This is a genomic window from Streptomyces thermoviolaceus, from assembly GCF_045209695.1.
GTDB classification, from domain to species: Bacteria; Actinomycetota; Actinomycetes; order Streptomycetales; family Streptomycetaceae; genus Streptomyces; species Streptomyces thermoviolaceus.
Window position 1 is genome coordinate 4,795,838 of sequence record NZ_CP109280.1, and the last position, 25,102, is coordinate 4,820,939.

The following is a 25,102-nucleotide window of genomic DNA, read 5'->3' on the forward strand; positions in this document are numbered from 1 at the left end:
AGGGCCGGATGTGCGCGAACCGGCGTTCATCGGATAGCAAGAGCACATGGCTGTCTTCGTCGCGCTCGGCGCGTTCCTGATGACGCTGGCCGGCGGATGGACGGCGCAGCGGGTGACCGACCGCCGCCACCTGGTTCTCGGACTGGCCGGCGGGCTGATGCTCGGCGTGGTCGGACTCGACCTGCTGCCGGAGGCCCTGGAAGCGGCCGGCCGGGAGGTCTTCGGCGTACCGGCCGCCCTCCTGCTGTTCGTGGCCGGCTTCCTCATGGCGCACCTGGTCGAGCGTCTGCTCGCGGCCCGGCAGGCCGCGCACGGCGGCGACGAGCACGCCCACCACCGCGCCCCGGAGGTGGGGCTGACGGCGGCCGCCGCGATGGTCGGGCACAGCGCCATGGACGGTGTGGCCATGGGCGCCGCCTTCCAGGTCGGCGGCGGCATGGGCGCCGCCGTCGCCCTCGCGGTCATCGCCCACGACTTCGCCGACGGCTTCAACACCTTCACCCTGACCCGGCTGTACGGCAACGCACGCCGCAAGGCGCTGGCCATGCTGGGCGCCGACGCCCTCGCCCCGGTGGTGGGCGCGGCCAGCACGTCGTTCGTGGCGATCCCCGAGTGGTTCCTCGGCGGCTACCTGGGCCTGTTCGGCGGCGCACTGCTCTACCTCGCCGCGGCCGAGATCCTGCCCGAGGCCCACCATGCGCACGCGGCACGCTCCACCCTGCTGTGCACCATCGCCGGCGCGGCGTTCGTGTGGCTGGTGGTGGGCCTGGCGGCCTGACCGCACCGGCCGGGCCGGGCGGTCAGGCCCCCTCCGCCGGGCCGGGCACGCTGCCCGCACCCGCCGGGTCCGCGTGCCGCTCACAGCTTGCCGCCCCGCCCGCCGTCCCGCCGCGGCGGCGCGATCAGCGTCGACAGATACGGCAGCGGAGAGCCGTCCAGCTCGGCGGCCGGACGGATCGACTCCTCCGGCAGCCCCAGCGCCGACCCCCACACGGCGTCCCCGAGCCGGCCGCTCGCCCGCAGCGCCTCGGCGACCTCGCCCGCCTGCCGCCCGAACTTGTACGCCACCACCGTCCCCGGCCCGCGCAGCGCCTCCTTCAGCACGCCCGCACCGGCGGTCACCGGCACCAGCGTCAGCGGCTCGGTGCCCTCGGTCAGCACCGCACCCGACCGCGCCGCCAGATCCTGCATCGCGGTGATGCCGGGCACCGTCTCCACGACCGTCCCCGGCACCAGAGGGGCGACGGTCTGCGCGAGATAGGTGAACGTCGAGTACACGTTGGGGTCGCCGATCGTCGCGAACGCGACCGTGCCGTGCTCCCGCAGCAGCGCCGCGACCCGCTGCCCGGCCGCGTCCCACGCCGCCTCGCGGCGCGCCCGGTCCGTCCGCTCGTTCAGCGCGAACACCACCCGGACGACCTTCTTCGGTCCCACATGGTGCAGCACGGTCGCCTCGGCCCGCCCCCGCTCCCCGGTGTCCATCACCGGCACCACGACGACGCCCGCGGCGCGCAGCGCCTTCACGCCCTTGACCGTCACCAGGTCCGGGTCGCCGGGACCGACGCCCACTCCGATCAGCCTGCAGGCCATGGCGTGCGACACCTCTCCACGAACCGACGGGCGACACCGGGCCGCGCGGCCCAGTGGGTGTGCAGATAACTCGCGTGCACACCGCCCTGAACGAAACCCTCCGTCCGCCGCACGGGAGCCCTGACCCCCCAGGCGGCAGCCGCCCCGGCGCCGGGCTCGACGACCGTGCGATGGAACTCGTGCCCCCGCATCCGCGTCCCCGCCTCGGCGAGCACGCTGTCGGTGACGGCCACCGCATCCCGGTAGCCCAGCGTGAGCCGCCCGGTCATGCGCGCCTCGGCGTCCAGCACCCCGCACATCGGCCGGCCGTCCAGCTCCCGGCACAGATACAGCAGCCCCGCACACTCCGCGGCCACCGGAGCGCCGCCCAGCGCGAGATCCGCGATCTGCTTGCGCAGTGCCTCGTTGCCGGACAGCTCCGCGGCATACACCTCCGGGAACCCACCGCCGACGACCAGCCCGCGCGTCCCCTCCGGCAGCCGCTCGTCCCGCAGCGGATCGAACGGCACGACCTGGGCACCCGCGGCCCGCAGCAGCTCGGCGTGCTCCGCGTAGGAGAACGTGAACGCCGCACCCCCGGCGACCGCGACCACCGGCCGCCGTGCCCCGGACACCCCGGACATCTCGGGAGCCTCGGGTGCCCCCCACGGCTCGTCCGGCAGCGCCCCGGCACTGCGCGCCAGCGCCAGCAGCGCCGGCAGATCACAGCCGTCCGCCACCTGCTCCGCCATCGCCGCCACGGCCTCCAGCGCGGCCGCACGCCGCTCGGCCACCGGCACCAGCCCCAGATGCCGCGACGGCGTCGCCACCTGCTCCGCCCGCCGCAGCACCCCCAGCACCTCAACCCCCACGGACCGAAGCGCCTCCCGCAGCAACGCCTCATGCCGCTCGGAGGCCACCTTGTTCAGGATCACGCCCCCGATCCGCACCTCGGGATCGAAGGTGACGAACCCGTGCACCAGCGCCGCCACCGACCGCGACTGCGCGGACGCGTCCACCACCAGCACCACCGGCGCCCGCAGCAGCTTCGCCACCTGCGCCGTGGACGCCAGCTCGCCCTCGCCCGCCGCACCGTCGAACAGGCCCATCGCGCCCTCCACGACGGCGACGTCGCACCCGCGCGCCCCGTGCAGGAACAGCGGCGCGATCAGCTCGGGCCCGCACAGATACGCGTCCAGATTGCGCCCCGTGCGCCCGGTGGCCAGCGCGTGATAGCCCGGATCGATGTAGTCCGGGCCGACCTTGTGCGGGGACACCGACAGCCCCCGCCGGGCCAGCGCGGCCATCAGCCCCGTCGCGACCGTGGTCTTGCCGCTGCCCGACGACGGCGCGGCCACCACCAGCCGGGGAACGGACCTCACCACTCGATGCCCCTCTGGCCCTTCTGACCCACGTCCATCGGATGCTTCACCTTGGACATGTCGGTCACCAGGTCCGCGAAGTCCATCAGCTGCTGCGGGGCGTTCCGCCCGGTGATCACCACATGCTGGGTGCCCGGCCGGGCGCGCAGCACCTCGATCACCTCGTCGGTGTCCACCCAGCCCCAGTGCAGCGGATACGCGAACTCGTCCAGCACGTACAGCCGGTACGTCTCCGCCGCCAGGTCCCGCTTGACCTGCTCCCAGCCCTCCCGGGCCTTGGCCTCGTTGTCCATCTGCCGATCGCGCTGCACCCACGACCAGCCCTCGCCCATCTTGTGCCAGGCCACGGTGCCGCCCTCACCGGAGGCACCGAGCACCCGCAGCGCCCGCTCCTCGCCGACCCGCCACTTGGCCGACTTCACGAACTGGAACACCCCGATCGGCCAGCCCTGGTTCCAGGCACGCAGCGCCAGCCCGAACGCGGCCGTCGACTTGCCCTTCCCGACGCCCGTGTGCACGATCACCAACGGCCGGTGACGCCGCTGACGCGTCGTCAGCCCGTCGTCCGGCACCGCACTCGGCTGTCCCTGCGGCACTACGCGGCCCTCCTGCTCGCACCCTGCACATCCCTGACCAGCCCGGCGATCGCGTCGGCCCGCAGCTCCTCCAGCGTCACCGCCTCACCGCCCAGAGCCGCGGCCAGCCGCCCGGCCAGCCCCAGCCGCACCGGACCCGACTCGCAGTCCACGACCACCGATGCCACCCCCTCGGCGGCGAACAGCCCCGCCGCACGCGACGCGAGCGCCACCGGCTCCGGACCACCCGTCGCCCGCCCGTCGGTCACCACCACGACCAGCGGACGCCGCGCCGCATCCCGCAGCCGCTCCACCCGCAGCACCTCGTGCGCCTTCAGCAGGCCCGCCGCCAGCGGCGTCCGCCCGCCCGTCGGCAGCGACTCCAGCCGCGCCGCGGCCGCGTCCACCGACGACGTCGGCGGCAGCGCCACCTCGGCGCAGGAGCCCCGGAACGTCACCAGCCCGACCTTGTCCCGCCGCTGGTAGGCGTCCAGCAGCAGCGACAGCACCGCACCTTTCACCGCGCTCATCCGCTGCCGCGCCGCCATCGACCCGGAGGCGTCCACCACGAACAGCACGAGATTGGACTCGCGGCCTTCCTTCGTCGCCTGCCGCAGATCGTCCCGCCGCAGCACCAGCCCCGGCCCCGACCGGCCCCGCGCCCGCTGATACGGCGCCGCCGCACGCACCGTCGCCGCCAGATGCAGCGTGGTCAGCGCACCCCTGGGACGCCGCGCACCGGTCGTACGCCCGTGCTCCGTCCGCGCCCGCGAACGCCGCCCGGCCGCACCCTCGCCCACACCCGGCACGCTCAGCACCCGGGTACGGAACGGCTCCGCCGCCCGCACCGGCGCCTGCTCCCGGGCCCCGGACGGCTGAGGCTGCCCGTCCTCACCCTCCTCGGGGCGCGCCCCGGTGTCCCCGCCCTGCGGTCCGGTGTCCGGTGCGGGCTGACCACCGCCACCACCGGGACCACCGCCGTCACCGTCGGGGTTTGGATCGGTGCCGGGATCCTCGGGGTCCTCGCCGGAGAACCGCTCCAGCGTCTCGTCCAGTCTGTCCTCGTCCAACCCGGGCGCATCGAAGGGATTGCGCCGCCGCCGGTGCGGCAGCGCGAGCAGCGCCGCCTGCCGCACGTCCTCGGCCAGCACCTCCGTCCGCCCGGCCCACGCGGCCAGCGCGGTCGCCGTACGCGCCATGACGATGTCGGCACGCATGCCGTCCACCTCGAAAGCCGCGCAGGTCGCCGCGATCTGCTTCAGCGCCCGGTCGCTCAGCCGCACCTGCGGCAGCAACTCCCGGGCCGCCGCGATGCGCTGCCGAACGGCGGCCTCCTCCCCGGCCCACTGCGCGGCGAACGCGGCCGGGTCGGCGTCGTGGGCGAGCCGCCGCTTGACGACCTCCACACGTGTGTCGGGATCGCGGGAGGCGGCCACCTCGACCGTCAGGCCGAAGCGGTCGAGCAGCTGGGGGCGCAATTCCCCTTCCTCCGGATTCATGGTCCCGACCAGCAGGAACCGCGCGGCATGCCGCACGGAGACACCTTCGCGCTCGACGTACGAGGCGCCCATCGCGGCGGCGTCCAACAGGAGGTCGACCAGATGGTCGTGCAGGAGATTGACCTCGTCGACGTAGAGGATGCCCCGGTGCGCCTCGGCCAGCAGTCCCGGCTCGAACGCCTTCACGCCCTCCGAGAGCGCCCGCTCGATGTCCAGTGCGCCGACCAGCCGGTCCTCGGACGCGCCGACGGGCAGCTCGACCATCCGAGCGGGCCGCGGCGTGCCCTCGCCCGCCTCGTGCGGCCCGTCCGGGCACGCGGGATCGGGTGCGGCGGGATCACAGGAGAACCGGCACCCGGGCACGACGGCCACCTCGGGCAACAGCGCCGACAGGGCACGCACGGCGGTGCTCTTCGCGGTCCCCTTCTCACCCCGGACCAGGACTCCGCCCACCGCCGGGCTCACCGCGTTCAGGAGCAGTGCCAGTCGCAGGTCGTCCTGGCCGACGACAGCGGTGAAGGGATAGGGCGTGCTCACGCGGTGATCACTCCTTCGGTCGATGCAGGGGGGAGTGGACCCTGGCCGGGCCGGTGGCCGGTCACGGTGGTGGTGTGCTCCCCGCCGACGCGGGCGTGTTCCGGGCACGGAGTGGGCCTCAGGGCCGTCGCGTACGTGCTCACCGCCGGCGCGGGGGTGGTCCGGGGGATCACGCGTCCCCCTCCAGATCTCCCTCGAGTTCGAGGTAGGTCGCCCGGAGCCGGTCCAGGGTCTCCTGGTCCGGCGCCGCCCACAGCCCGCGGTCCGCCGCCTCCAGCAGGCGCTCGGTGATGCCCCTGAGCGCCCACGGATTGGACGTCCGCATGAAGTCCCGGTTCTCCGGGTCGAAGACGTACGCGGCGCTGAGCTTCTCGTACATCCAGTCGTCCACGACCCCGGCCGTGGCGTCGTAGCCGAACAGGTAGTCCACGGTCGCGGCCATTTCGAAAGCACCCTTGTATCCGTGCCTTCGCATCGCCGCCATCCAGCGCGGGTTGACCACCCGGGCCCGGAAGACCCGGTGCGTCTCCTCGCCCAGCGTCCGTGTCCTCACCTGGTCGGGCACGGCCGAATCGCCCACGTACGCCTCGGGGTCGGCGCCCGTCAGGTGGCGGACCACGGCGACCATGCCGCCGTGGTACTGGAAGTAGTCGTCGGCGTCCGCGATGTCGTGTTCCCTGGTGTCGACGTTCTTCGCCGCCACCGCGATCCGCCGGAACGCCGTCTCCATGTCCCCGCGCGCCGGCCGCCCGTCGAGCCCGCGCCCGTAGGCGTAGCCGCCCCACACCGCGTACACCTCGGCGAGGTCGGCGTCGGAGCGCCAGTTGCGGGCGTCGATCAGCGGCAGCAGACCGGCGCCGTACGCGCCCGGCTTGGAGCCGAAGATGCGGGACGTGGCGCGCCGCCGGTCGCCGTGCCCGGCCACGTCCTCCTCCACATGGGCCCGCACATAGTTGGACTCGGCCGGTTCGTCGAGGTCGGCGACGGCCCGTACGGCGTCGTCGATCAGGCCCACCACGTGCGGGAACGCGTCCCGGAAGAAGCCGGAGATGCGGACCGTGACGTCGATGCGGGGCCGGCCCAGCTCCTTGAGCGGGACGATCTCGAAACCGGTGACGCGCCGGGAGGCGTCGTCCCACACCGGACGGCAGCCCAGCAGCGCCAGGATCTCGGCGATGTCGTCGCCCTGGGTGCGCATCGCGGAGGTGCCCCACACCGTCAGACCGACGGACTTCGGGTAGGTGCCGGTGTCCGCGAGGTACCGCTGCACCAGCGAGTCCGCGAGGGACTGGCCGACCTCCCAGCTCAGCCGGGACGGAATGGCCTTGGGGTCGACGGAGTAGAAGTTCCGGCCGGTGGGCAGGACGTTGACCAGACCGCGGGTCGGCGAGCCGGAGGGACCCGCCGGGACGTAGCCGCCGTCCAGGGCGTGCAGGATGTGCCCGATCTCGTCCTCGGTGCGGGCCAGGCGGGGCACGACCTCCTCGCAGGCGAACCGCAGCACGGCCACCGCGTCCGGCAGGTCGGCGCCCAGCACCTCGCGGACCAGGCCGGGCGCCGCGTCCGTCGCCCAGTTCCGTTCCTCCATGCCCTCGGCGATCCGCCGGCACAGCTGCTCCAACAGGTCGATCGCGTCGGAGGCGGTGCGGGCGGGGCCGTCGACCAGGTCGGTCAGCTCCGCCGGGACCTCGACCGGGGCGCCGGGTTCGGCCAGCAGCTCCTTCTCGTCGAGCCCGAAGTGCGCGGCCAGCGAGGCCCGCAGCCCCGGCAGGGCGTTCGCGCGACCGCCCCACACCTGCGAGGCGCGCAGCACGGCGAGGACGAGGTTGACACGGGGCGCGCCGACCGGGCCACCGCCGAGGACGTGCAGGCCGTCGCGGATCTGCACGTCCTTGATCTCGCACAGATAGCCGTCGATGTGCAGGACGAACTCATCGAACTCGTCGTCGTCCGGCTGTGCGTCGACGTGCAGGTCGTGGTGGAGTTCGGCGGCCTTCACCAGCGTCCAGATCCGGGCGCGCACGGCCGGGGCCTTCGCCGGGTCCAGGTCGCTGACCAGCGCGTACTCGTCCAGCAGCTGTTCGAGTTCGGCGAGGAGGCCGTAGGTGTCGGCGCGGGCCATCGGCGGCACCAGGTGATCGACGACCGTGGCGTGGCCACGCCGCTTGGCCTGGGTGCCCTCGCCGGGGTCGTTCACGATGAAGGGGTAGACGAGGGGCAGGTCGCCGAGCACGGCATCCGGGGCGCAGCCGCGGGACATGCCCAGCCCCTTGCCGGGCAGCCACTCCATGGTGCCGTGCTTGCCCATGTGGACGATCGCGTCGGCCCCGAAGCTGTGCTCCAGCCAGCGGTAGGCGGCCAGGTAGTGGTGGGAGGGCGGCATGTCCGGGTCGTGGTAGATGGCGACGGGGTTCTCGCCGAAGCCGCGCGGCGGCTGGATCATCACCACGACGTTCCCGAACCGCAGCGAGGCGAGCACGATGTCGTCGCCGTCGACGTACAGCGAGCCCGGCGGTTCGCCCCACGCCTCGGTCATCGCCTCCCGCAGCTCCGGGTCGAGCTGCTCGAACCAGGCGCGGTAGTCGGCCAGCGGCACCCGGGCCGGTGCGGTGCGCAGCTGTTCCTCCGTCAGCCACTCCACGTCGTGGCCGCCGGCCTGGATGAGCCGGTGGATCAGCTCGTCGCCCGTGGAGGGGTGGTCGGTCAGGGTGTAGCCCGCGTCGCGCAGCGCGTCCAGCACCCGGACCGCCGAGGCGGGGGTGTCGAGGCCGACGGCGTTGCCGACCCGGGAGTGCTTGGTCGGGTAGGCGGTGAAGATCAGCGCGATCTTCTTCTCCGCGTTGGGTGTGTGCCGCAGCCGGGCGTGGCGGACGGCGATCCCGGCGACCCGGGCGGCCCGTTCGGGGTCGGCGACGTACACGGGGACGCCGTCGGGGCCCTCCTCCTTGAAGGAGAACGGCACGGTGATCAGGCGTCCGTCGAACTCGGGGATGGCGACCTGCATCGCCGCGTCCATGGGGGACAGTGCCGCGTCGGACTCCTCCCACGCGGCGCGCGGGGTGGTCAGGCACAGGCCCTGCAGGACCGGCACGTCCAGCTCGGCCAGTGCTCCGACGTCCCAGGACTCCTCGTCGCCGCCGGCGGAGGCCTGCGAGGCGTGGGTGCCGCCGGCCGCGAGCACGGTGGTGACCAGGGCGTCGGCGCGGCCGAGGAGGTCGTACAGCCCGGCTTCCGCGCCGCGCAGCGAACCGCAGTACACGGGCAGCGCGTTGGCGCCCCGCTCCTCGATCGCGTCGCACAGGGTGTCGACGAAGGCGGTGTTGCCGCTGAGTTCGTGGGCGCGGTAGAAGAGCACGCCGACCGTCGGGCGGTCGTCGCGGATCTCGTAGGAGCCGTGCACGCCGTACGCCGGCATGGGTCGGGGCCGTTCGAAGCCCTCGCCGGTGAGCAGCACGGTGTCCGACAGGAACCGGGCGAGTTCGGCGAGGTTGGCGGGGCCGCCCTCGACGAGGTACGTCAGCGCTTCGGCGACGACTCCCGCGGGCACGCTGGACTCGGCCATCAGTTCGGCGTCCGGGACCGTCTCGCCGCCGAGCAGGACGGTCGGGATGCCGGACGCCGTGAGCGCGGCCAGCCCGTCCTCCCAGGCGCGTCTGCCGCCGAGCAGCCGGACGACGGCGATGTCCGCCCCGTCCAGCAGGGCCGGCAGGTCCTCGACGACGTCCACGCGGGTGGGGTTGGCGATGCGGTAGCCGGCGCCGGAGGCCCGGGCCGCCAGCAGGTCGGTGTCGGCGGTCGACAACAGCAGCACTGTGCTCATGCGGGAACTCCCGGGGGGAGGAAGGGCAGTCCTTGCGGCGCGCCGGACTCGAGGAGCCGCCACAGCGCGTCGGTGTCCGCGTGCTGTTCGATCAGATCGCCGAGCCGGTCGAGCTGCTGCTCGCGCAGCGCGGCGAACGAGGTGTCCGGTGCCGGCACGAAACGGCGGCCCGCGGCGGATGCCACCTCGCGCAGAAAGGCCCGCCGGAAGCCGTCCGACTCCAGCGCCCCGTGCCAGTGCGTGCCCCAGGTGACGCCGAGGCGGCAGCCGTCCAGGAAGGGTTCGTCGCCGCCGTGGACGTCGGCGATCCCGTGGTGGATCTCGTATCCCTCGACGACTTCGCCGAGGGCCTGACCGGTGGGCCGGGCCAGGGTCTTCTCACGGGCGAACCGCACCCGCACGGGCAGCAGGCCGAGCCCGGCCACGTGCCCGGCGCGGCTCTCCACCTCGTCCTCGATGTGCTCGCCGAGCAGCTGGAAACCGCCGCAGATGCCGAGGATCGGCCGGGACTGCGCGGCGCGGCGTGCCAGTGCGTCGGCGAGTCCGCGCTCGCGCAGCCACTGAAGGGCGCGGACCGTGCCCCGGGTGCCCGGGACGACGACGAGGTCGGCGTCGGCCAGTTCCTCGGGCCGGTCCACGAACCGCACCACGACGCCGGGTTCGGCGGCCAGCGCGTCGACGTCGGTGAAGTTGGACATCAGCGGCACCGCGCACACGGCCACCCGCAGCACGTCCTCGCCGACCGGGGGCTCGACCGCCGACTCGCGGACCGCGCCGCGCAGCGACACCGCCATGCCGTCCTCCTCGTCGATGCCGAGGCCGTGCCGGTACGGCAGCACACCGAAGGTGCGCCGGCCGGTGAGGCCGTGCAGCATCTCGAGGCCCGGCTGCAGCAGGGACACGTCGCCGCGGAACTTGTTGACGAGGAATCCGGCCACCAGCCGCTGGTCCTCGGGCGCGAGCAGGGCGACGGTGCCGTAGAACGACGCGAACACCCCGCCGCGGTCGATGTCGCCGACGACCAGCACCGGCAGCCGCGCGGCGCGGGCGAGGCCCATGTTGACGATGTCGGTGCGGCGCAGATTGATCTCCGCCGGGCTGCCCGCCCCCTCGCAGATCACCATGTCGTGGGTGCGGCGCAGTTCGGCGAGGCAGTCCAGCACGGTGCCGAGCAGCCGCTCCTGACGCCCGCCGTGGTAGCCGCGGGCACTCAGCTCGCCCATCGCCTTGCCCAGCACCACGACCTGGCTGCTTCGCTCGCCGCCCGGCTTGAGCAGCACCGGGTTCATCAGCGCGGTCGGCTCGATGCGGCACGCCTGGGCCTGCATGGCCTGGGCGCGGCCGATCTCGGCGCCCTCACGGGTGACGAAGGAGTTGAGGGACATGTTCTGCGCCTTGAACGGCGCCACCTTCACGCCCCGGCGCACCAGCCACCGGCAGATCCCGGCGGTCACCACGCTCTTGCCGGCGTCGGATGTGGTGCCGGCCACGAGCAGGCCTCCGCTCATGCCGCACCGCCCGTCACCCGCCGGCCCTTCGCCCGGCGGACGGCGCGCAGGGCAGCCCGCCCCCGGCGGCCGCACAGCAGCTTCACGCCGGTGCAGGTGGCGAGCGCCAGCCAGCTCACGCGCCGTGAGAGCCGTACGGCACGGTCGATGTCCGCCACCTGCACGGCGCGTCCGGCGGAGTTGAGCACCGGCCGGTGCTCCACGCGCCCGGCGTACGACAGGGTGCCGCCCAGCCGCACCCCGAGCGCTCCGGCGAACGCGGCCTCGACCGGACCGGCGTTGGGGCTCGGATGCTGGGCGGCATCGGCCCGCCAGGCCCGTACGGCACCCCGCGGATCGCCGCCGGTGAGGACGGCGAGGGCGGCGGTCAGCCGGGCCCCCGGCCACCCGGCCAGATCGTCGAGGCGGGCCGAGGCCCAGCCGTAGCGGCGGTAGCGGGGCGAGCGATGACCGACCATCGCGTCCAGGGTGTTGACGGCCCGGAAGCCGGCGAACCCCGGCACGCCCGCGACCGCGCCCCACACCAGGGCGCCGACGACCGCGTCGGAGGTGTTCTCGGCCACCGACTCCACCACGGCCCGGGCGATGCCGTCGGCGTCCAGGGCGTGCGGGTCGCGTCCGCACAGATGCGGCAGCCGCGCCCGCGCGGCATCCACCTCGCCCGCCTCCAAGGCGCGGGCTATGACCCGGGCTTCGCGGGCGAGGGAGGTTCCGCCGACCACCGTCCAGGTGGCGGCACCGGTCAGCAGGACGGAGGCGACGGGGGAGCGGCGCACGGCGCGTGCGGCGAGAGCCGACAGCGCCACGGCGCCACCGGCGCACACCGCTGTGTGCAGCGCACCCCAGCCGCGGTGGTCCTTCCACAGCACACGTTCGACGGCGCCGGCGGCCCGCCCGAACACGGCGACGGGATGCCCACGGCGCGGATCGCCGAGGAGCAGGTCACCGAGGAGGCCGGCGGTGGCGCCGTACGCGTAGACGCGAGCGGCACCCATGGGGTCAGCCGATCGCGGGAACTTTACGGGAGACGTCGTCGATGAGCCTGAATCGGCAGCCGCGCATGGGATGTGTCCTCACTCAGGGTGTCCACGCCCTGGTTCGACGAAAACCGGCGGTGAGAGTTCCTGGCTCCCGGGAAGGTCTCCCGGTCACAGTGGCGGGACCGCGCCGGATTCGCACCGGGCTTCCTCTCGTGCCGCCGTAACTGGCCACTGAAGTCCACCACGCTCCACGAACACCCGTCAACTCCGCCCTGACCTGCGACGGCCCGGTGTGCTGAGGCCCACACACCGGCGCCGGGGGGACAGGGGGGTGCGACGGCCGCCGGGGCGTGTGCGCGGCGGGAGAACGACGAAACTCCCCGGGGCACGGGTGGCCCCGGTCAGTCGCCGGAGGCGGTACGGGCCGCGTCAGCCCACGATGAGCCAGATCCCGTAGGCCACGGCCGCCGCGCACAGTGCGAAGCACAGGTACGCCCCGGTCGTGGCGGCGACGGCGCGCTCGCCGCGGGTCGCGGCGGCCTCGCGCCGGGACAGCCCGGCGATGCCGAGGGTGAACAGGGTCACCAGGGCGACGGTGACCACGAGGCTGACGCCGAACACGGAGCCGAGTGCTGCCCAGTCGATCTTCATGCCGTAGCTGCTTTCCTGTGACCGGCGCGGTGAGCCGGTGCCCTGCGGTGGGTCAGACGGCCGCGGCCGGCGGGGTCGCCGCGGACGCGGGGGCGGGAGCGGGGGAGACCGGCTCGGCGGCCGGGGACGCGGGCGCGGGAGCCGTGGGCTGGGCCGGGACGGTCGCCGTCGGCGCGTCGGCGGGCGTCGGCGCCGAGGCGGTGTCCTCGGCGGCCGGGGCGGGCTGGCCGGCGGCCGGCGGGGCCACGGCGGCCAGGGCCTGGGTCACCACACCGGCCGGCTCCTCGGCCGTCGCCGCGGGCCCGGTGACATTGGTGTGGTCGACGACCTGGCGGCGGGAGACGAGCCAGATCGCGGCGCTCGCGGCCACCAGGAACACCGCGACGAGCGCGGTGCCCCAGTCGCCGAGATCGGTCACGGCCTCGGCGCCCGCGCCGACCAGGGCCGCCGCCGGCAGGGTGAGCACCCAGGCCACCGTCATGCGGCCGGCCGTGGACCAGCGGACCACGCCGCCCTTGCGGCCCAGGCCGGCGCCCATCACCGCGCCGGAGACCACATGCGTGGTGGACAGCGAGAAGCCCAGGTGGGAGGAGGCGAGGATGGCGGTGGCCGCGCTGGTCTGGGCGGCGAAGCCCTGCTGCGGCTGCAGGTCGGTCAGGCCGGTGCCCATGGTGCGGATGATGCGCCAGCCGCCGATGTAGGTGCCGAGTGCGATCGCCAGGCCGGCCGAGAGGATCACCCAGGTGGGAGGGTTGGAGCCGGGGGCCAGGGCACCGCCGGTGACCAGGGCCAGGGTGATGACGCCCATCGTCTTCTGCGCGTCGTTGGTGCCGTGGGCCAGGGAGACCAGACCCGCGGAGGCGATCTGTCCGGCGCGGTGGCCCTTCTCGGCCGCCTTGCCGTCCTTCCCGCCGATCGTGTACGACAGCCGGGTCGCGACCGCAGCGGCGACTCCCGCGACGACCGGGGCGGCCACCGCCGGAAGCACGACCTTGGTGATCAGTGCGCCGCCGTGCACCGCGTCGGGGCCGGCCGAGGCGAGGGTGGCGCCGACCAGACCGCCCATCAGGGCGTGCGAGGAGCTGGAGGGGAGCCCGACCAGCCAGGTCAGCAGGTTCCAGAGGATGGCGCCGACCAGTGCGGCGAAAATGACCTCGGGACGAATGCCGGACTCGTCGACGAGACCCTTGGAGATCGTGTTGGCGACCTCGACCGAGAGGAAAGCGCCCACGAGGTTGAGCACGGCGGACATGGTCACCGCGACCTTGGGCTTGAGCGCGCCGGTGGAGATGGTGGTGGCCATCGCGTTGGCGGTGTCGTGGAAACCGTTCGTGAAATCGAACGCGAGAGCGGTTACTACCACCATCGCGAGGATCAGCGAGAAGCCTTCCATTTACCCAGGCAATCGTTCGAGCGTCATTGGCCGGTTGAAGGTAGGTAACGAGGGTGAACAGAAGATGAACTGTGACGGTCGAGGTGGTGTCCGGTTCCGTCGCCACGCATTCCGTTTGTGTCCGTTTGCCGAGCGACCGACAGGGCCGCACCATGAATGACCGGCCGCGGGACGAGCACCGGACGGCGCGGTCGCGGAAGGCGACCGACGAGGAGGCGGACGCCTGGCGGGACCTGGTGGCCACGGCCCGGCGCACCGCGGCGGACGGCCTGGTCGTCGGCACCTCGGGCAACGTGTCGGTGCGGGTGGGCGACACCGTGCTGGTCACGCCGTCCGGCGTACCCTACGACCGGCTCACGCCCGACGACGTCACCGGGGTGGACCTGGACGGACGGCAGATGCTCGGGACACTGGTGCCCACCAGCGAGCTGCCCCTGCACCTGGCGGTCTACCGCACCACCGGCGCCGGTGCCGTCGTCCACACCCACGCCGTGCACGCCACGGCCGTCTCCACGCTGGTGCCCGAGCTGCCCCTGATCCACTACATGGCCGCCGCGCTCGGCGGCCCGGTGCGCGTCGCCCCGTACGCCCCCTACGGCACCGAGGAACTGGCCGGGAACATGCTGCGCGCCCTGGCCGGCCGCACCGGGTGCCTGCTGCAGAACCACGGCACCGTCACCTGCGGCGCCACCCTCGACCAGGCCCTCGACCGCACCGCCCAGCTGGAGTGGATGTGCCGGGTGTGGCTGACCGCCTCGTCCGTGCCCGGGCTGACCCCCAGCCTGCTCACGCCCGGGCAGCTCGCCGAGGTCCAGGAACGGATGCGCGACTACGGCCGGCGGCACTGACGGAGCACGACGCGGCCGGGAAGGCGGCCGGGAACGCGGGCCGCCGCCCCGCACCGCGCGGGAGCATGTCACCCCGACCGCTTTCCCCGCTGGCCGGTGCGGCGGTCCGCCCGGACACTGGTTGCGTGCGGACAGTCACAGCGACGGCCACGGCCGTCACCGCGGTTGTGGCGGCCGGCGCGGCAGGCATCGCCGCCGGGCGGCTCGCCAGCGACGCGGCGCTCAAGGCGCCCGCGGGCCGGCCCCTGCCCACCGAACCCCGGCTCACCGTGCACGGCACGGCCGCCGGGCAGATCACCCTCACCCGGGACCTCGCCTCGTTGCGGCCCGGCACCTACGGCCTGGCAGGCAACGGCTCCCACGCGGTCGTCGGCCCCGTCCTGGCCGACGCCCCGCACCGGCCCGACACCGTCGTACGCCGCCTGGAGCGCGTCACGCACGGCGTGCTGAACCCCGGCGACAAGGTCTGGCTCACCCCGAACCTGCACGTCGGCACCCCCCGCACCGCCCTCGGCCTGCACCACCGGGACGTCGAGGTGCCGGGCGAACTGGGCCCGCTGCCCGCCTGGTACCTGCCGGGGGTCCGCGGGACCTGGGTGATCACCGTGCACGGACTGGGCACCACCCGGGAGCTGCCCATGAACGTCATGGGCTTCCTGCACCACCGGCACTTCCCGGTCCTGGACGTCACCTGCCGCGGCGACCCCGGCGCCCCGCGCTCCCCGGACGGCCTGAACCACCTCGGCCAGAGCGAGTGGCGGGACCTGGACGCCGCGCTCCGCTACGCCGTGCGGCAGGGCGCGGACCGGGTCGTGCTGTACGGCTGGTCCACCGGGGCGACCATGGCGCTGTGCACGGCGCTGCGGTCCGACCTGCGCGACCGGGTCTCCGGGCTGGTCCTGGACTCGCCGGTGCTCGACTGGGAGACGACGCTGCGGGCCCTGGCCAGGGCACGGCACATGCCGGACGCCCTGCTGCCGCTCGCGGTGCGCGCCGCGCAGGGCCGCACCGGGCTGCACCGTGACGGGCTCGCCGACATCGCCGACCCCGCCGGACTCGCCGTGCCGACCCTCGTCGTCCACGGCCCCGGCGACGAGGTGGCCCCCTGGCAGCTGTCGAGACGGCTCGCCTCCGGGCGCCCCGAGCTGATCGCCCTGCACACCGTGCCCGACGCGCCGCACGGCGCCATGTGGAACGCCGACCCCGCGTCCTACGAGGAGGCCCTGCGCCGTTTCCTCACGCCGCTGATGTGATCCGCGTGAGGTGAGGCGACGCACCCGGTGCACCTGGTGCGGCGCCCGGGGCGACGCGGTCGGCACGCGGTCGGCAAGAAGTCGCGCGCGGTCGCGCGCGCTCGGCGTGCGGCGCCCCGCGTCACCCCGCGGCGAGCGGGGCCGCCACCCCTTCGGGACGGATTCCGCTTGTCGTCGGCGGCGGTGCCCGGACGGGGCCCGGCGCTGCCCGGTCCGTGCCCGGTCCCGTGCCGCGCCGCCGGAGCCGCGCCGCCCCGGCCCGTGCCGCACCGCGTCCCGCCGTGCGCACGGCGGAGGCGTTCCGCACGCGTTCCCGAAGCCGTCCGCACCCCGGTCCCGGCCGCCGCCGGTCCGCTCGTCCGTCGCCGGCCCAACTCGCGTGCACGGCCTTTCATCTGGCCCGTCGAGGCGTTCCGTTTGGGTTTTCGCAGCGGCAGCAGGAAGACTGCACCCGTGACGTCCCGTATCCCACGCGACTCCAGGCTTCGACTCGTCCGCCCGCGGCCCCTGGCCGCCGCCCCACGAGCCGTGAACCAGCGGCGCCCGCGCCGCACCGTGCCCCGCCCGCCGGAGGGCACCCCCGCACCATCGGAGCTGGCCCGCATGGCGCGTGCCCGCCTGGCCGGGGCGGTCCGCATCGCCCGGTGGGCCGACGCCTGTCTCGGGCCCGGCCGGGCCGGGGCGGGCGTCGACGGCAAGGCCACCCTGTCCGACCAGACCGCCGCCCGGGCCGCCCGGGATCTGGACCTGACCGTGGCCCAGGCCCGCGCCGACTGGGACACCGCCCGCCTCACCGGCCTCGTCGAGGTGCACGGCGACAGCGCGCGCCCCGGCTGGCGGCTGCGGGCCTGGGACCACGACGACAGCGCCGTGCTGCGCGGCTGGGTCGCGCTGTTCGACGCCTGGCCGCTGGTCTGCCCGGAACCCGAGGAGCAGGAGCCGGCCGCCGTCGCCGAGGTCGTCTCGGCCATGCCGCAGGTGCTGTCCTTCCTCCAGCTCTCCGCCGGGCCCGTGCCCGTCGACCAGCTCCTCGACCTGCTGCGGCAGCGCGTCACCGAGCTGCGCACCGAACGCTGCGAGGTGCCCTACGACCCCGCTGCGGGGCCCGCGCCGGTGCACGCCCCGAGCATCGTCCGGCAGCCGGCGTCCGGCCCCGACGACACCCGGACGGCGGGGGCGGCCCCGGACACGGACCCACCGGAGCAGCCCCGCGCCGCGTCACGGCTCACGCTCTCCTCCGTCGCCCCCGGCACGGACCCCGCGCCCGCCGCGACGACCGTGCCGCAGCCCGGCGACCGCACGGCGGACGGCGACGGCCGCGTCACGGCGCCGACCGGGCCCGATGCACAGGCCGAGGCGGCCGCGCTGGTGCCGCTGCTCGACTGGGCGCTCGGGGCCCTCGCCTCCGTCGGGGCGCTCACCTACGGAGACGGGCAGGTCACCCTCACCCCGCTCGGCAGCTGGGCGGTGTGGGTCAAGCTGGAGCAGATCTGCGTCGCCGCGCAGAGCCCGGCCGGCAACATCGAGCAGTCGGCGGAGGACATGCTCCGCGGCTGCGCCCAGCTGCGGCCGAACGCGGCCCGCGCCGAGTACCGGGCCTGGCTCGCCGCCCGCCCGGTGGGCAGCGCCGTCGCCGAGCTGCTCGCCGCCGCCCGCGGCGACGACGCCCTGCTGCGCGGGCTCGCCTTCGAGGCGCTGCGGGTCGTCGGCGCACCCGCCGAGGCCGACGTCCGGGCCGTGCTCGACGAGCCCACGCTGCGGCCCTACGCCCTGCTGTGGCTGGCCGAGCACGACGGCGTCGACCCGGAGGACGCCCACGAGGTCCTCACCCGCGAGGAGGCGACCTGGCTGTGGGTGGACACCGCCGCGGCCGTCGCCGACCACGGGGAGGCCGAGATGCTGGTGCGGCATCTGGAGACCGCGGTGCAGCCGACGGTGCCCGCCCTGCTCGACGAGGTGCGGGCCGTGGGACATCCCCGCACGGTGCAGGTGCTGGTCGCGCTCGCGGCCGCGCACCCCGACCCGGCCCTGGCCAAGCTCGTCCGCCGGGCCGCCTTCCAGGTCCACACCGGCGGGACCTGACGGCGGCCGTCCCGCCCAGCGGTCCGGACGGTGCGGGGCGCCGACGGCATCCGTGCCCGGCCGTGCGCGCGTCCCCGCGCGGGCGCCCCGGTGCACGCCGCCGCCGGCGCCCCCCGCGCGCCCTGGTGCACGACGACGCCGCCGGCGCCCCCCGCGCGCCCAGGTCCCGTCCGACCGGGCGGTCCCGGGTGCGCGGACGTCACGGCGAGGCGCCGCCGTCCGGGCCCCTCGAAGGTCCCGCCTCCGCTTGCGAAAGCCCGCCGCCCGGATGCGGAGGGGGCCGTCCGCGCGTAGGAAACACAGGGAAAAAGCGGTTGCGCACCCCCGTTAGACTGTCCCGCATGGCCATTCTCCTCGCGCATTAGACGGCGGGATCACCTCAGCCGACCGTCCCGCCCTCATCACCCGCCCAGGAGTGTGTCCGTGATCTCCGCTTCCGGCATCGAGCTGCGCGCCGGTGCCCGCGTCCTTCTCGAGAACGCCACCTTCCGTGTCGCCAAGGGCGACCGCATCGGTCTGGTCGGCCGCAACGGCGCCGGCAAGACCACCCTCACCAAGGTGCTGGCCGGCGAGGGCCTGCCCGCCGCCGGTACCGTCACCCGCAGCGGAGAGGTCGGCTACCTGCCGCAGGACCCCCGCACCGGCGACCTCGACGTGCTCGCCCGCGACCGCATCCTGTCCGCGCGCGGCCTGGACGTGCTGATCCGCAAGATGCGCGAGAACGAGCAGCGCATCGCCACCGGCAAGGGCGCCACCCGGGAGAAGGCCCTCAAGCAGTACGAACGCCAGGAGACGGAGTTCCTCACCAAGGGTGGCTACGCCGCCGAGGCCGAGGCCGCCACCATCGCCGCGGCGCTCAACCTGCCCGACCGGGTGCTCGGTCAGCCCCTGCGCACCCTCTCCGGCGGTCAGCGCCGCCGGATCGAGCTGGCCCGGATCCTGTTCTCCGACGCGGACACCCTGCTGCTGGACGAGCCGACCAACCACCTGGACGCGGACTCGATCATCTGGCTCCGCGACTATCTGAAGACCTACCGCGGCGGCTTCATCGTCATCAGCCACGACGTCGACCTGGTGGAGACGGTCGTCAACAAGGTGTTCTACCTGGACGCCAACCGCGCCACGATCGACATCTACAACATGGGCTGGAAGCTGTACCAGCAGCAGCGCGAGGCCGACGAGAAGCGCCGCAGGCGCGAGCGGGCCAACGCCGAGAAGAAGGCCGCCGCGCTGAACGCCCAGGCCGACAAGATGCGCGCCAAGGCCACCAAGACGGTCGCCGCGCAGAACATGGCGCGGCGCGCCGAGCGGCTGCTGGCGGGCCTGGAGGAGGTCCGCAAGCAGGACAAGGTGGCCAAGCTGCGCTTCCCCGAGCCGGCGCCCTGCGGCAAGACCCCGCTGATGGCCGAGGGCCTGTCGAAGTCGTACGGCTCCCTGGAGATCTTCACGGACGTCTCGCTGGCCGTGGACCGCGGCTCCCGGGTCGTCATCCTCGGCCTGAACGGCGCGGGCAAGACCACGCTGCTGCGGCTGCTCGCGGGCATCGAGCAGCCCGACACCGGCTCGGTCGTCCCCGGTCACGGCCTCAAGCTGGGCTACTACGCCCAGGAGCACGAGACGCTCGACCCCGACCGCACGGTGCTGGAGAACATGCGCTCCGCCGCGCCCGACATGGACCTCGTGGAGGTCCGCAAGGTGCTCGGCTCGTTCCTGTTCTCCGGCGACGACGTCGACAAGCCGGCGGGTGTCCTCTCCGGCGGCGAGAAGACCCGCCTCGCCCTGGCGACCCTGGTGGTGTCCTCGGCGAACGTCCTGCTGCTCGACGAGCCCACCAACAACCTCGACCCCGCGAGCCGCGAGGAGATCCTCGGCGCGCTGCGCACCTACAAGGGCGCGGTCGTGCTGGTCACCCACGACGAGGGCGCGGTCGAGGCGCTGCAGCCGGAGCGGATCATCCTGCTGCCCGACGGGATCGAGGACCTGTGGGGCGCCGAGTACGCGGACCTGGTCGCGCTCGCCTGACCGGCCGGGAGGAACCGGACCACCGAGGCCCCTCCGGGCACCCGGCGAGGGGGCGTGCGGGCCTGGCCGTCTGGATCGTTCGGCCTATTCGGTGTCCGTCATTTGTGTGAGTTCTTCTCATCGCCCGGTGTGTCATGCACCGATTTCGCGGCCGAACCCTTATGAACCGAGGGTTCGGCCGCATTGCTGCTCTGACCTGGCACTTCTCCGCACGATTCGTGCGCCGGTGCGCTCCGGGCCGCTTGGAATATGCGGTTCCGCTTGTGGGGATGTGCTCCTGTCGTCACAACCCTGTCTCACAGACCTTGCCGAATGGGTGGCCATCGGGCCCCGGAGGGGTGATCATGAGGAGACCAGAGCGCACTTCCCATGAGGAGGCACGGGTGGCCGAGACTCTGAAGAAGGGCAGCCGGGTGACCGGCGCCGCGCGCGACAAGCTCGCGGCAGACCTGAAGAAGAAGTACGACGCCGGTGCGAGCATTCGAGCGTTGGCCGAGGAGACCGGCCGCTCGTACGGCTTTGTGCACCGCATGCTCAGCGAGTCGGGTGTCCAGCTCCGCGGGCGTGGCGGGGCCACGCGCGGCAAGAAGACCCAGCAGTCCTCCTGACCGCGGACGGTCCCTCGGCTCCGATGGAGACCACGCGGCAGGCTCTTCCGGGCCTCTTGCCACGGGGCCCGGGGGAGACCTCGCGACGCCGGATGGTTACTGTGCAGTCGCTTAGGGCTGTCCGCGCAGGGCAGCCGTGTCGACCGCACCCATCGGAGGCGCACCATGACCTCGCTCGAGCACGACCTCGAATCGCAACGCGAAGGACGTGACCCGGCAGACGACAACTCCCCTGCTCCCGCCGTCCTCGACAAGGACGGGGTACGGCTCGCCGTCGACGGCGCGGTCGCGACGGTGACCCTGACCAACCCGGCCAAGCGCAACGTGCAGAGTCCCGCCTTCTGGCGGGCGCTCATCGAGGCGGGGCGGCTGCTGCCGGGCTCGGTCCGCGTCGTGCTGCTGCGCGCCGAGGGCAAGTCGTTCTCCGCCGGCCTGAACCGGCAGGCGTTCACACCGGAGGGGATCGACGGCGAGCTGTCGTTCTTCGACCTGGCACGCAGCGACGACGCCGAGCTGGACGCGACCATCGCCACCTACCAGGAGGCCTTCACCTGGTGGCGGCGCAGCGACCTCGTGTCCATCGCGGCGGTGCAGGGGCACGCCATCGGGGCGGGCTTCCAGCTCGCCCTCGCCTGCGATCTGCGGGTCGTGGCCGACGACGTGCAGTTCGCCATGCGGGAGACCAGCCTCGGACTGGTTCCGGACCTCACCGGAACCCATCCGCTGGTGAGCCTGGTCGGCTACGGCCGTGCGCTGGAGATCTGCCTGACCGGCCGGTTCGTGTCCGCCGAGGAGGCGGTGGCCAGCGGGCTGGCGAACATCGCCGTGCCCCGCGACCAGCTGGACGCCGCGGCGCAGGACCTCGCCTCGGCGATCCTGGCGGCGCCCCGTGATGCGGTGATCGAGACCAAGGCACTGCTCCAGGGCGCCCAGGGCCGCACCTACGACGAACAGCGCGCCGCGGAGCGCCAGGCCCAGGCCCGCCGCCTGCGGGATCTGGCGGGCCTGGGCGACTGAGCGGCCGGCACCGGCCCACGGGCCGTGCGACGGTGCGGGGCGTCTCCTGCGGACGTCCCGCACCGCATCCGTGCGCGGCCCCGCGCGCCCGGAGGCGATCCGGAAGGCGATACGGCGCCAGGTGTACGGGATGCCGGTCAGGCGTGCGGGGTGACGCGGCCCGGAGTACGGCCGGGTCTCAGAAGCCGTGCCGGAAGCCGCCGTCCACCGGGACCATGATGCCCGTGAGGTAGGACGCCGCAGGGGAGAGCAGGAACGCCGCCGTGCGGCCGAACTCCTCCGGGGTGCCGTAGCGGCGCAGCGGGATCCGGGACTCGGAGGCGGCACGGGTCGCCTCCGGGTCGGCCGACCGGGCGTCCAGCTCGCGCACACGGTCGGTGTCGATCCGGCCCGGCAGCAGACCCACGACCCGGATGCCGCGCGGCCCCAGCTCGTCGGCGAGGGACTTGGCGAAACCGGCCAGGCCCGGGCGCAGCCCGTTGGAGATGGTCAGGCCGGGGATCGGCTCGTGCACCGAGCTGGACAGCACGAAGCCGATGACGCCGCCCGCCTCCAGCTCGGCCGCCGCGGTGCGGGCCAGCCGCACCGCCCCCAGGAACACCGACTCGAACGCCGCCCGCCACTGCTCGTCGGTGTTGTCCGCGACGAAGCCCGGCGGCGGCCCGCCGACGCTGACGAGAATGCCGTGGAAGCCGCCGAAGCGCTCCCGCGCGGTCGCGACGAGCCGGGCCGGGCCGTCGGGGTCGCCGTTGTCCACGGCCACCCCGACGGCATCGGGGCCCAGCTCGGCCGCCGCGTCGGCGGCCCGCTGCTCGTCGCGTCCGGTGACGACCACCTTCGCGCCGTCGGCGACCAGCTGGCGCGCGACGGCGTTGCCCAGGCCGCGTGTCGCGCCGGTGACGACGTACACCCGGTCCTTCAGTCCAAGATCCATGCCTCTTATCCTGCCCGCTCGCCCCGGCCGCGGGCGAGAGCTGGGCGGCGCCGGAGGCTACACCGCGGCGGGTTCGTTCTCCTTGCCGGCCGTCGTCTGCTCCGCCGCCCTGCGGTCGCGCACCTCGCGGCGGGCCAGGATCAGCCAGCCGACCGGGACGCAGGCCGCGAACAGCCACCACTGGATGGCGTACGGCAGGTTGATGTCGTCCACGCCGATCCAGCTGCTGTCCCCCTTGGGGGAGGGCAGCAGCTGAGGGCTGCCGTTCGCGGGTGCGGGGGAGATCAGCTCGATGTAGCCGCCGAGCACGTTCTGTGCCGCGGTGTCGCCCGAGTCCCGCAGCAGGGCGCCGACCTTCTTGCTGTCGATCAGCATGATCTGCCGGTCCGGCAGGCCCTTGACGTCCTTGATGCCGCTCTCGGCCGTCGTCTCGTCCGGCATCAGCCGGCCGGTGACCGTGATCTCGCCCTCGGCCGGGGCGGGGATGTCCGGGAAGGCGGTCTGCGAGGTGGGGGAGGGGATCCACCCCCGGTTGACCAGCAGCATCCTGCCGTCGTCCAGCACGAACGGGGTCAGGACGTGGTAGCCGACCCGGTCGTCGGCGTTGGTGCGCCGGCGCACCACCAGCTCATGAGCCGTGTCGAAGTGACCGTGCGCGGTCACCCGCCGGTACAGATGCTCGTGTGCGACCGAACCGCCGACCGAGGTGAGCGTCTCCACGGGCACCGGCTCCGCCGCGAGCGAGGTGCTGATCAGCTTGTTCAGCGCCTGCCGGTGGTCGTGCCGGTGCAACTGCCAGAAGCCCAGCCAGATCATCGTCGGGATCAGCGCGATCGCGACGACGGTGATGATCACCCACTGGCGGGTCAACAGGAAGCGGTACACCCCACGACGGTACCGAACCCCCACGGGGTGTTCTCGCCAGGGGTGTCCCTCAGACACGGTCGACGATTCCGGCCCTGCCCTCCGCGCGGGCGCAGTGGGCGCCGCAGTACCAGTGGCCGTCCGCCTCCACGCCCTGCCCGATGATCTGCACACGACAGTGCTCGCAGATCGGCGCCATGCGGTGGATCGCACAGGCGAAGCAGTCGAAGACGTGCACCGCGCCCTGGGCGTGGATCTCGAAGGTCATACCGTACTCATTGCCGCATACTTCGCATCTCGCCATGCGCCCCAGCGTCGGCCGCCGCCGACGGCTCGGCGAGCGGGCGCCGGGCGCGTCGCACGGCAATCACCCGGACGCCCGTCGGCGGCCGCCCTGCCCGGCCGCGCCCTCACGCGCCGTCGGCCGGCTCCACGTCCTGCAGCAGCTGACCGAACGCCGCCTCGTCCACCATCGGCGTGCCGTACTGACGGGCCTTCAGCACCTTGGTGGTGCCCGAGTCCGGATCGTTGGTCACCAGCAGGCTGGTCAGCCGCGACAGGCTGGTGGCCACATGCAGCCCGGCCTCGGTCGCCCGGTCCTCCAGCAGCTCCCGGTCCACGGAGGTGTCGCCGGAGAACGCCACCCGCATGCCCTGCTTGAGGCGTTTGCCCTCCTCGTAGCGGCCCGGGTTGGGGTAGGGGCAGGCCGGGCGCTTGCGGGACGGACGCCAGCTGCTGCGCCGGTGACCGCCGTATCCTCCCGCCTGCTGGCGGGGCACGGGCCGGTCCGACCACTCCGTCAGCGGCCGGCACTCCAGCAGCGGCAGCCGGATGCCGCGCTCCGCCGCCGCTCTCAGGCTCGGCCGGAACGCCTCCGCCAGCACCCGCGCGTCGTCCAGGGCGTGGTGCGCGTGCTGCTGCACCACACCGAAGTGCGCCGCCAGCGACTCCAGCTTGTGATTGGGCAGCGGCAGTTCCAAGGCCTTGGACAGCGCGATGGTGCACAGCCGCCGGCGCACCGGTGCCTCGCGCCGCGCGCGGGCGTACTCCCGCGCGATCATCTGCCAGTCGAACACCGCGTTGTGCGCCACGAGCACCCGCCCCTCGAGCCGGGCGGCGAACTCGTCGGCGATGTCCGCGAAGACCGGTGCGCCCTCGAGGACTTCACTGGTCAGCCCGTGGATCCACACCGGGCCCGGGTCGCGTTCGGGGTTGACCAGCGTGTACCAGTGGTCCTCGATCTCGCCGCGCGCGTCCAGCCGGTAGACCGCCGCGGAGATGATGCGGTCGTCGCGGGCCAGGCCGGTGGTCTCCACGTCAACGACCGCGTATCCCGGGGGATACGCGGCCGGCCATGGTGCGGGCGCGGAGCCTGCGAGCGTGCGGTCTTCGAGCATGGTCACTGAGGATAAGGGCCGCCGCCGACAGCCCGGCCCGCCGGGGCCGCGGTGTGTCGGCCCGTGCCCCGCCCGCCCGGCCGGACGCACCCCACCGGCCGTGTCCTGCCCGGGACTTCGGCCGGACCCCGCGTCGCACGGCCCCTTCGGCGGGGTGCGCGTG

20 protein-coding genes and 1 riboswitch are annotated in these 25,102 nt (G+C 74.0%); of the genes, 7 read left to right on the forward strand and 13 right to left on the reverse strand.

The window, feature by feature from the left end; genetic code table 11:
• Window positions 1–46: 46 nt before the first annotated feature.
• Entirely contained in the window at window positions 47–778 is a 732-nt protein-coding gene (locus OG899_RS20900) for a ZIP family metal transporter (protein WP_125500206.1), read from the forward strand.
• A gap of 80 nt (window positions 779–858) precedes the next feature.
• On the opposite strand, the gene cobI is transcribed toward OG899_RS20900, so the two are convergent.
• From cobI to OG899_RS20945, 9 genes are all read right to left on the reverse strand, one after another.
• Window positions 859–1,590 (reverse strand): precorrin-2 C(20)-methyltransferase, encoded by a 732-nt coding sequence (cobI, locus tag OG899_RS20905; protein ID WP_125500207.1) that lies wholly within the window; start codon window positions 1,588–1,590, stop codon window positions 859–861.
• Window positions 1,575–2,954 (reverse strand): cobyrinate a,c-diamide synthase, encoded by a 1,380-nt coding sequence (locus OG899_RS20910; protein WP_125500208.1) that lies wholly within the window; start codon window positions 2,952–2,954, stop codon window positions 1,575–1,577. Before OG899_RS20910 ends, cobI begins: the two co-directional genes overlap by 16 nt.
• The gene (gene cobO / locus OG899_RS20915; RefSeq protein ID WP_125500209.1) at window positions 2,948–3,547 is read right to left on the reverse strand and encodes a cob(I)yrinic acid a,c-diamide adenosyltransferase; all 600 of its coding nucleotides are present in this window, start codon (window positions 3,545–3,547) and stop codon (window positions 2,948–2,950) included. The genes OG899_RS20910 and cobO overlap by 7 nt, the downstream gene beginning before the upstream one ends.
• Window positions 3,547–5,562, reverse strand: a complete 2,016-nt coding sequence (locus OG899_RS20920; protein ID WP_125500210.1) for a putative cobaltochelatase — start codon at window positions 5,560–5,562, stop codon at window positions 3,547–3,549. The genes cobO and OG899_RS20920 overlap by 1 nt, the downstream gene beginning before the upstream one ends.
• A 169-nt stretch (window positions 5,563–5,731) precedes the next feature.
• Window positions 5,732–9,382 carry a cobaltochelatase subunit CobN gene (cobN, locus tag OG899_RS20925; RefSeq protein WP_125500211.1) on the reverse strand — a complete coding sequence of 1,217 codons (3,651 nt, stop codon included), beginning with the start codon at window positions 9,380–9,382 and terminating at the stop codon, window positions 5,732–5,734.
• A complete protein-coding gene (locus OG899_RS20930) occupies window positions 9,379–10,890 on the reverse strand; it encodes a cobyric acid synthase (RefSeq protein WP_125500212.1) in 1,512 nt (503 codons plus the stop codon). Before OG899_RS20930 ends, cobN begins: the two co-directional genes overlap by 4 nt.
• Window positions 10,887–11,885: a cobalamin biosynthesis protein gene (locus OG899_RS20935; protein ID WP_125500213.1), complete on the reverse strand. Its 999-nt coding sequence runs from the start codon at window positions 11,883–11,885 to the stop codon at window positions 10,887–10,889. The genes OG899_RS20930 and OG899_RS20935 overlap by 4 nt, the downstream gene beginning before the upstream one ends.
• Window positions 11,886–11,986: 101 nt before the next feature.
• Window positions 11,987–12,120, reverse strand: a riboswitch (cobalamin riboswitch).
• Between the two features lie 179 nt (window positions 12,121–12,299).
• Entirely contained in the window at window positions 12,300–12,521 is a 222-nt protein-coding gene (locus OG899_RS20940; RefSeq protein WP_125500214.1) for a hypothetical protein, read from the reverse strand.
• A gap of 52 nt (window positions 12,522–12,573) precedes the next feature.
• Window positions 12,574–13,914, reverse strand: coding sequence for an inorganic phosphate transporter (locus tag OG899_RS20945; protein WP_168131314.1), 1,341 nt, complete (start codon window positions 13,912–13,914; stop codon window positions 12,574–12,576).
• A 152-nt stretch (window positions 13,915–14,066) separates the two neighbouring features.
• Here OG899_RS20945 and OG899_RS20950 point away from each other — a divergent pair, with 152 nt between their 5' ends.
• The 6 genes from OG899_RS20950 (at window position 14,067) to OG899_RS20975 (ending at window position 21,744) form a co-directional block, all read left to right on the forward strand.
• A complete protein-coding gene (locus tag OG899_RS20950; RefSeq protein ID WP_168131313.1) occupies window positions 14,067–14,762 on the forward strand; it encodes a class II aldolase/adducin family protein in 696 nt (231 codons plus the stop codon).
• 125 nt (window positions 14,763–14,887) lie between these two features.
• Window positions 14,888–16,015 (forward strand): S9 family peptidase, encoded by a 1,128-nt coding sequence (locus OG899_RS20955; RefSeq protein ID WP_168131312.1) that lies wholly within the window; start codon window positions 14,888–14,890, stop codon window positions 16,013–16,015.
• A gap of 603 nt (window positions 16,016–16,618) precedes the next feature.
• On the forward strand, window positions 16,619–18,097 hold the full coding sequence (locus tag OG899_RS20960) for a hypothetical protein (protein WP_229814333.1): 1,479 nt from the start codon (window positions 16,619–16,621) through the stop codon (window positions 18,095–18,097).
• Window positions 18,098–18,520: 423 nt separating this feature from the next.
• Window positions 18,521–20,119: an ABC-F family ATP-binding cassette domain-containing protein gene (locus OG899_RS20965; RefSeq protein ID WP_125499055.1), complete on the forward strand. Its 1,599-nt coding sequence runs from the start codon at window positions 18,521–18,523 to the stop codon at window positions 20,117–20,119.
• Between the two features lie 383 nt (window positions 20,120–20,502).
• Entirely contained in the window at window positions 20,503–20,727 is a 225-nt protein-coding gene (locus tag OG899_RS20970; RefSeq protein WP_185867905.1) for a helix-turn-helix domain-containing protein, read from the forward strand.
• A gap of 165 nt (window positions 20,728–20,892) precedes the next feature.
• Entirely contained in the window at window positions 20,893–21,744 is an 852-nt protein-coding gene (locus OG899_RS20975) for an enoyl-CoA hydratase/isomerase family protein (RefSeq protein ID WP_125499057.1), read from the forward strand.
• Between the two features lie 178 nt (window positions 21,745–21,922).
• On the opposite strand, the gene OG899_RS20980 is transcribed toward OG899_RS20975, so the two are convergent.
• From OG899_RS20980 to OG899_RS20995, 4 genes are all read right to left on the reverse strand, one after another.
• Window positions 21,923–22,678 (reverse strand): SDR family oxidoreductase, encoded by a 756-nt coding sequence (locus OG899_RS20980; protein ID WP_125499058.1) that lies wholly within the window; start codon window positions 22,676–22,678, stop codon window positions 21,923–21,925.
• Window positions 22,679–22,735: 57 nt separating this feature from the next.
• Window positions 22,736–23,563 (reverse strand): SURF1 family protein, encoded by an 828-nt coding sequence (locus OG899_RS20985; protein WP_125499059.1) that lies wholly within the window; start codon window positions 23,561–23,563, stop codon window positions 22,736–22,738.
• Window positions 23,564–23,612: 49 nt separating this feature from the next.
• Window positions 23,613–23,846 carry a hypothetical protein gene (locus OG899_RS20990; RefSeq protein ID WP_125499060.1) on the reverse strand — a complete coding sequence of 78 codons (234 nt, stop codon included), beginning with the start codon at window positions 23,844–23,846 and terminating at the stop codon, window positions 23,613–23,615.
• Between the two features lie 106 nt (window positions 23,847–23,952).
• On the reverse strand, window positions 23,953–24,939 hold the full coding sequence (locus tag OG899_RS20995) for a DEDDh family exonuclease (protein WP_125499061.1): 987 nt from the start codon (window positions 24,937–24,939) through the stop codon (window positions 23,953–23,955).
• Window positions 24,940–25,102: the final 163 nt, after the last annotated feature.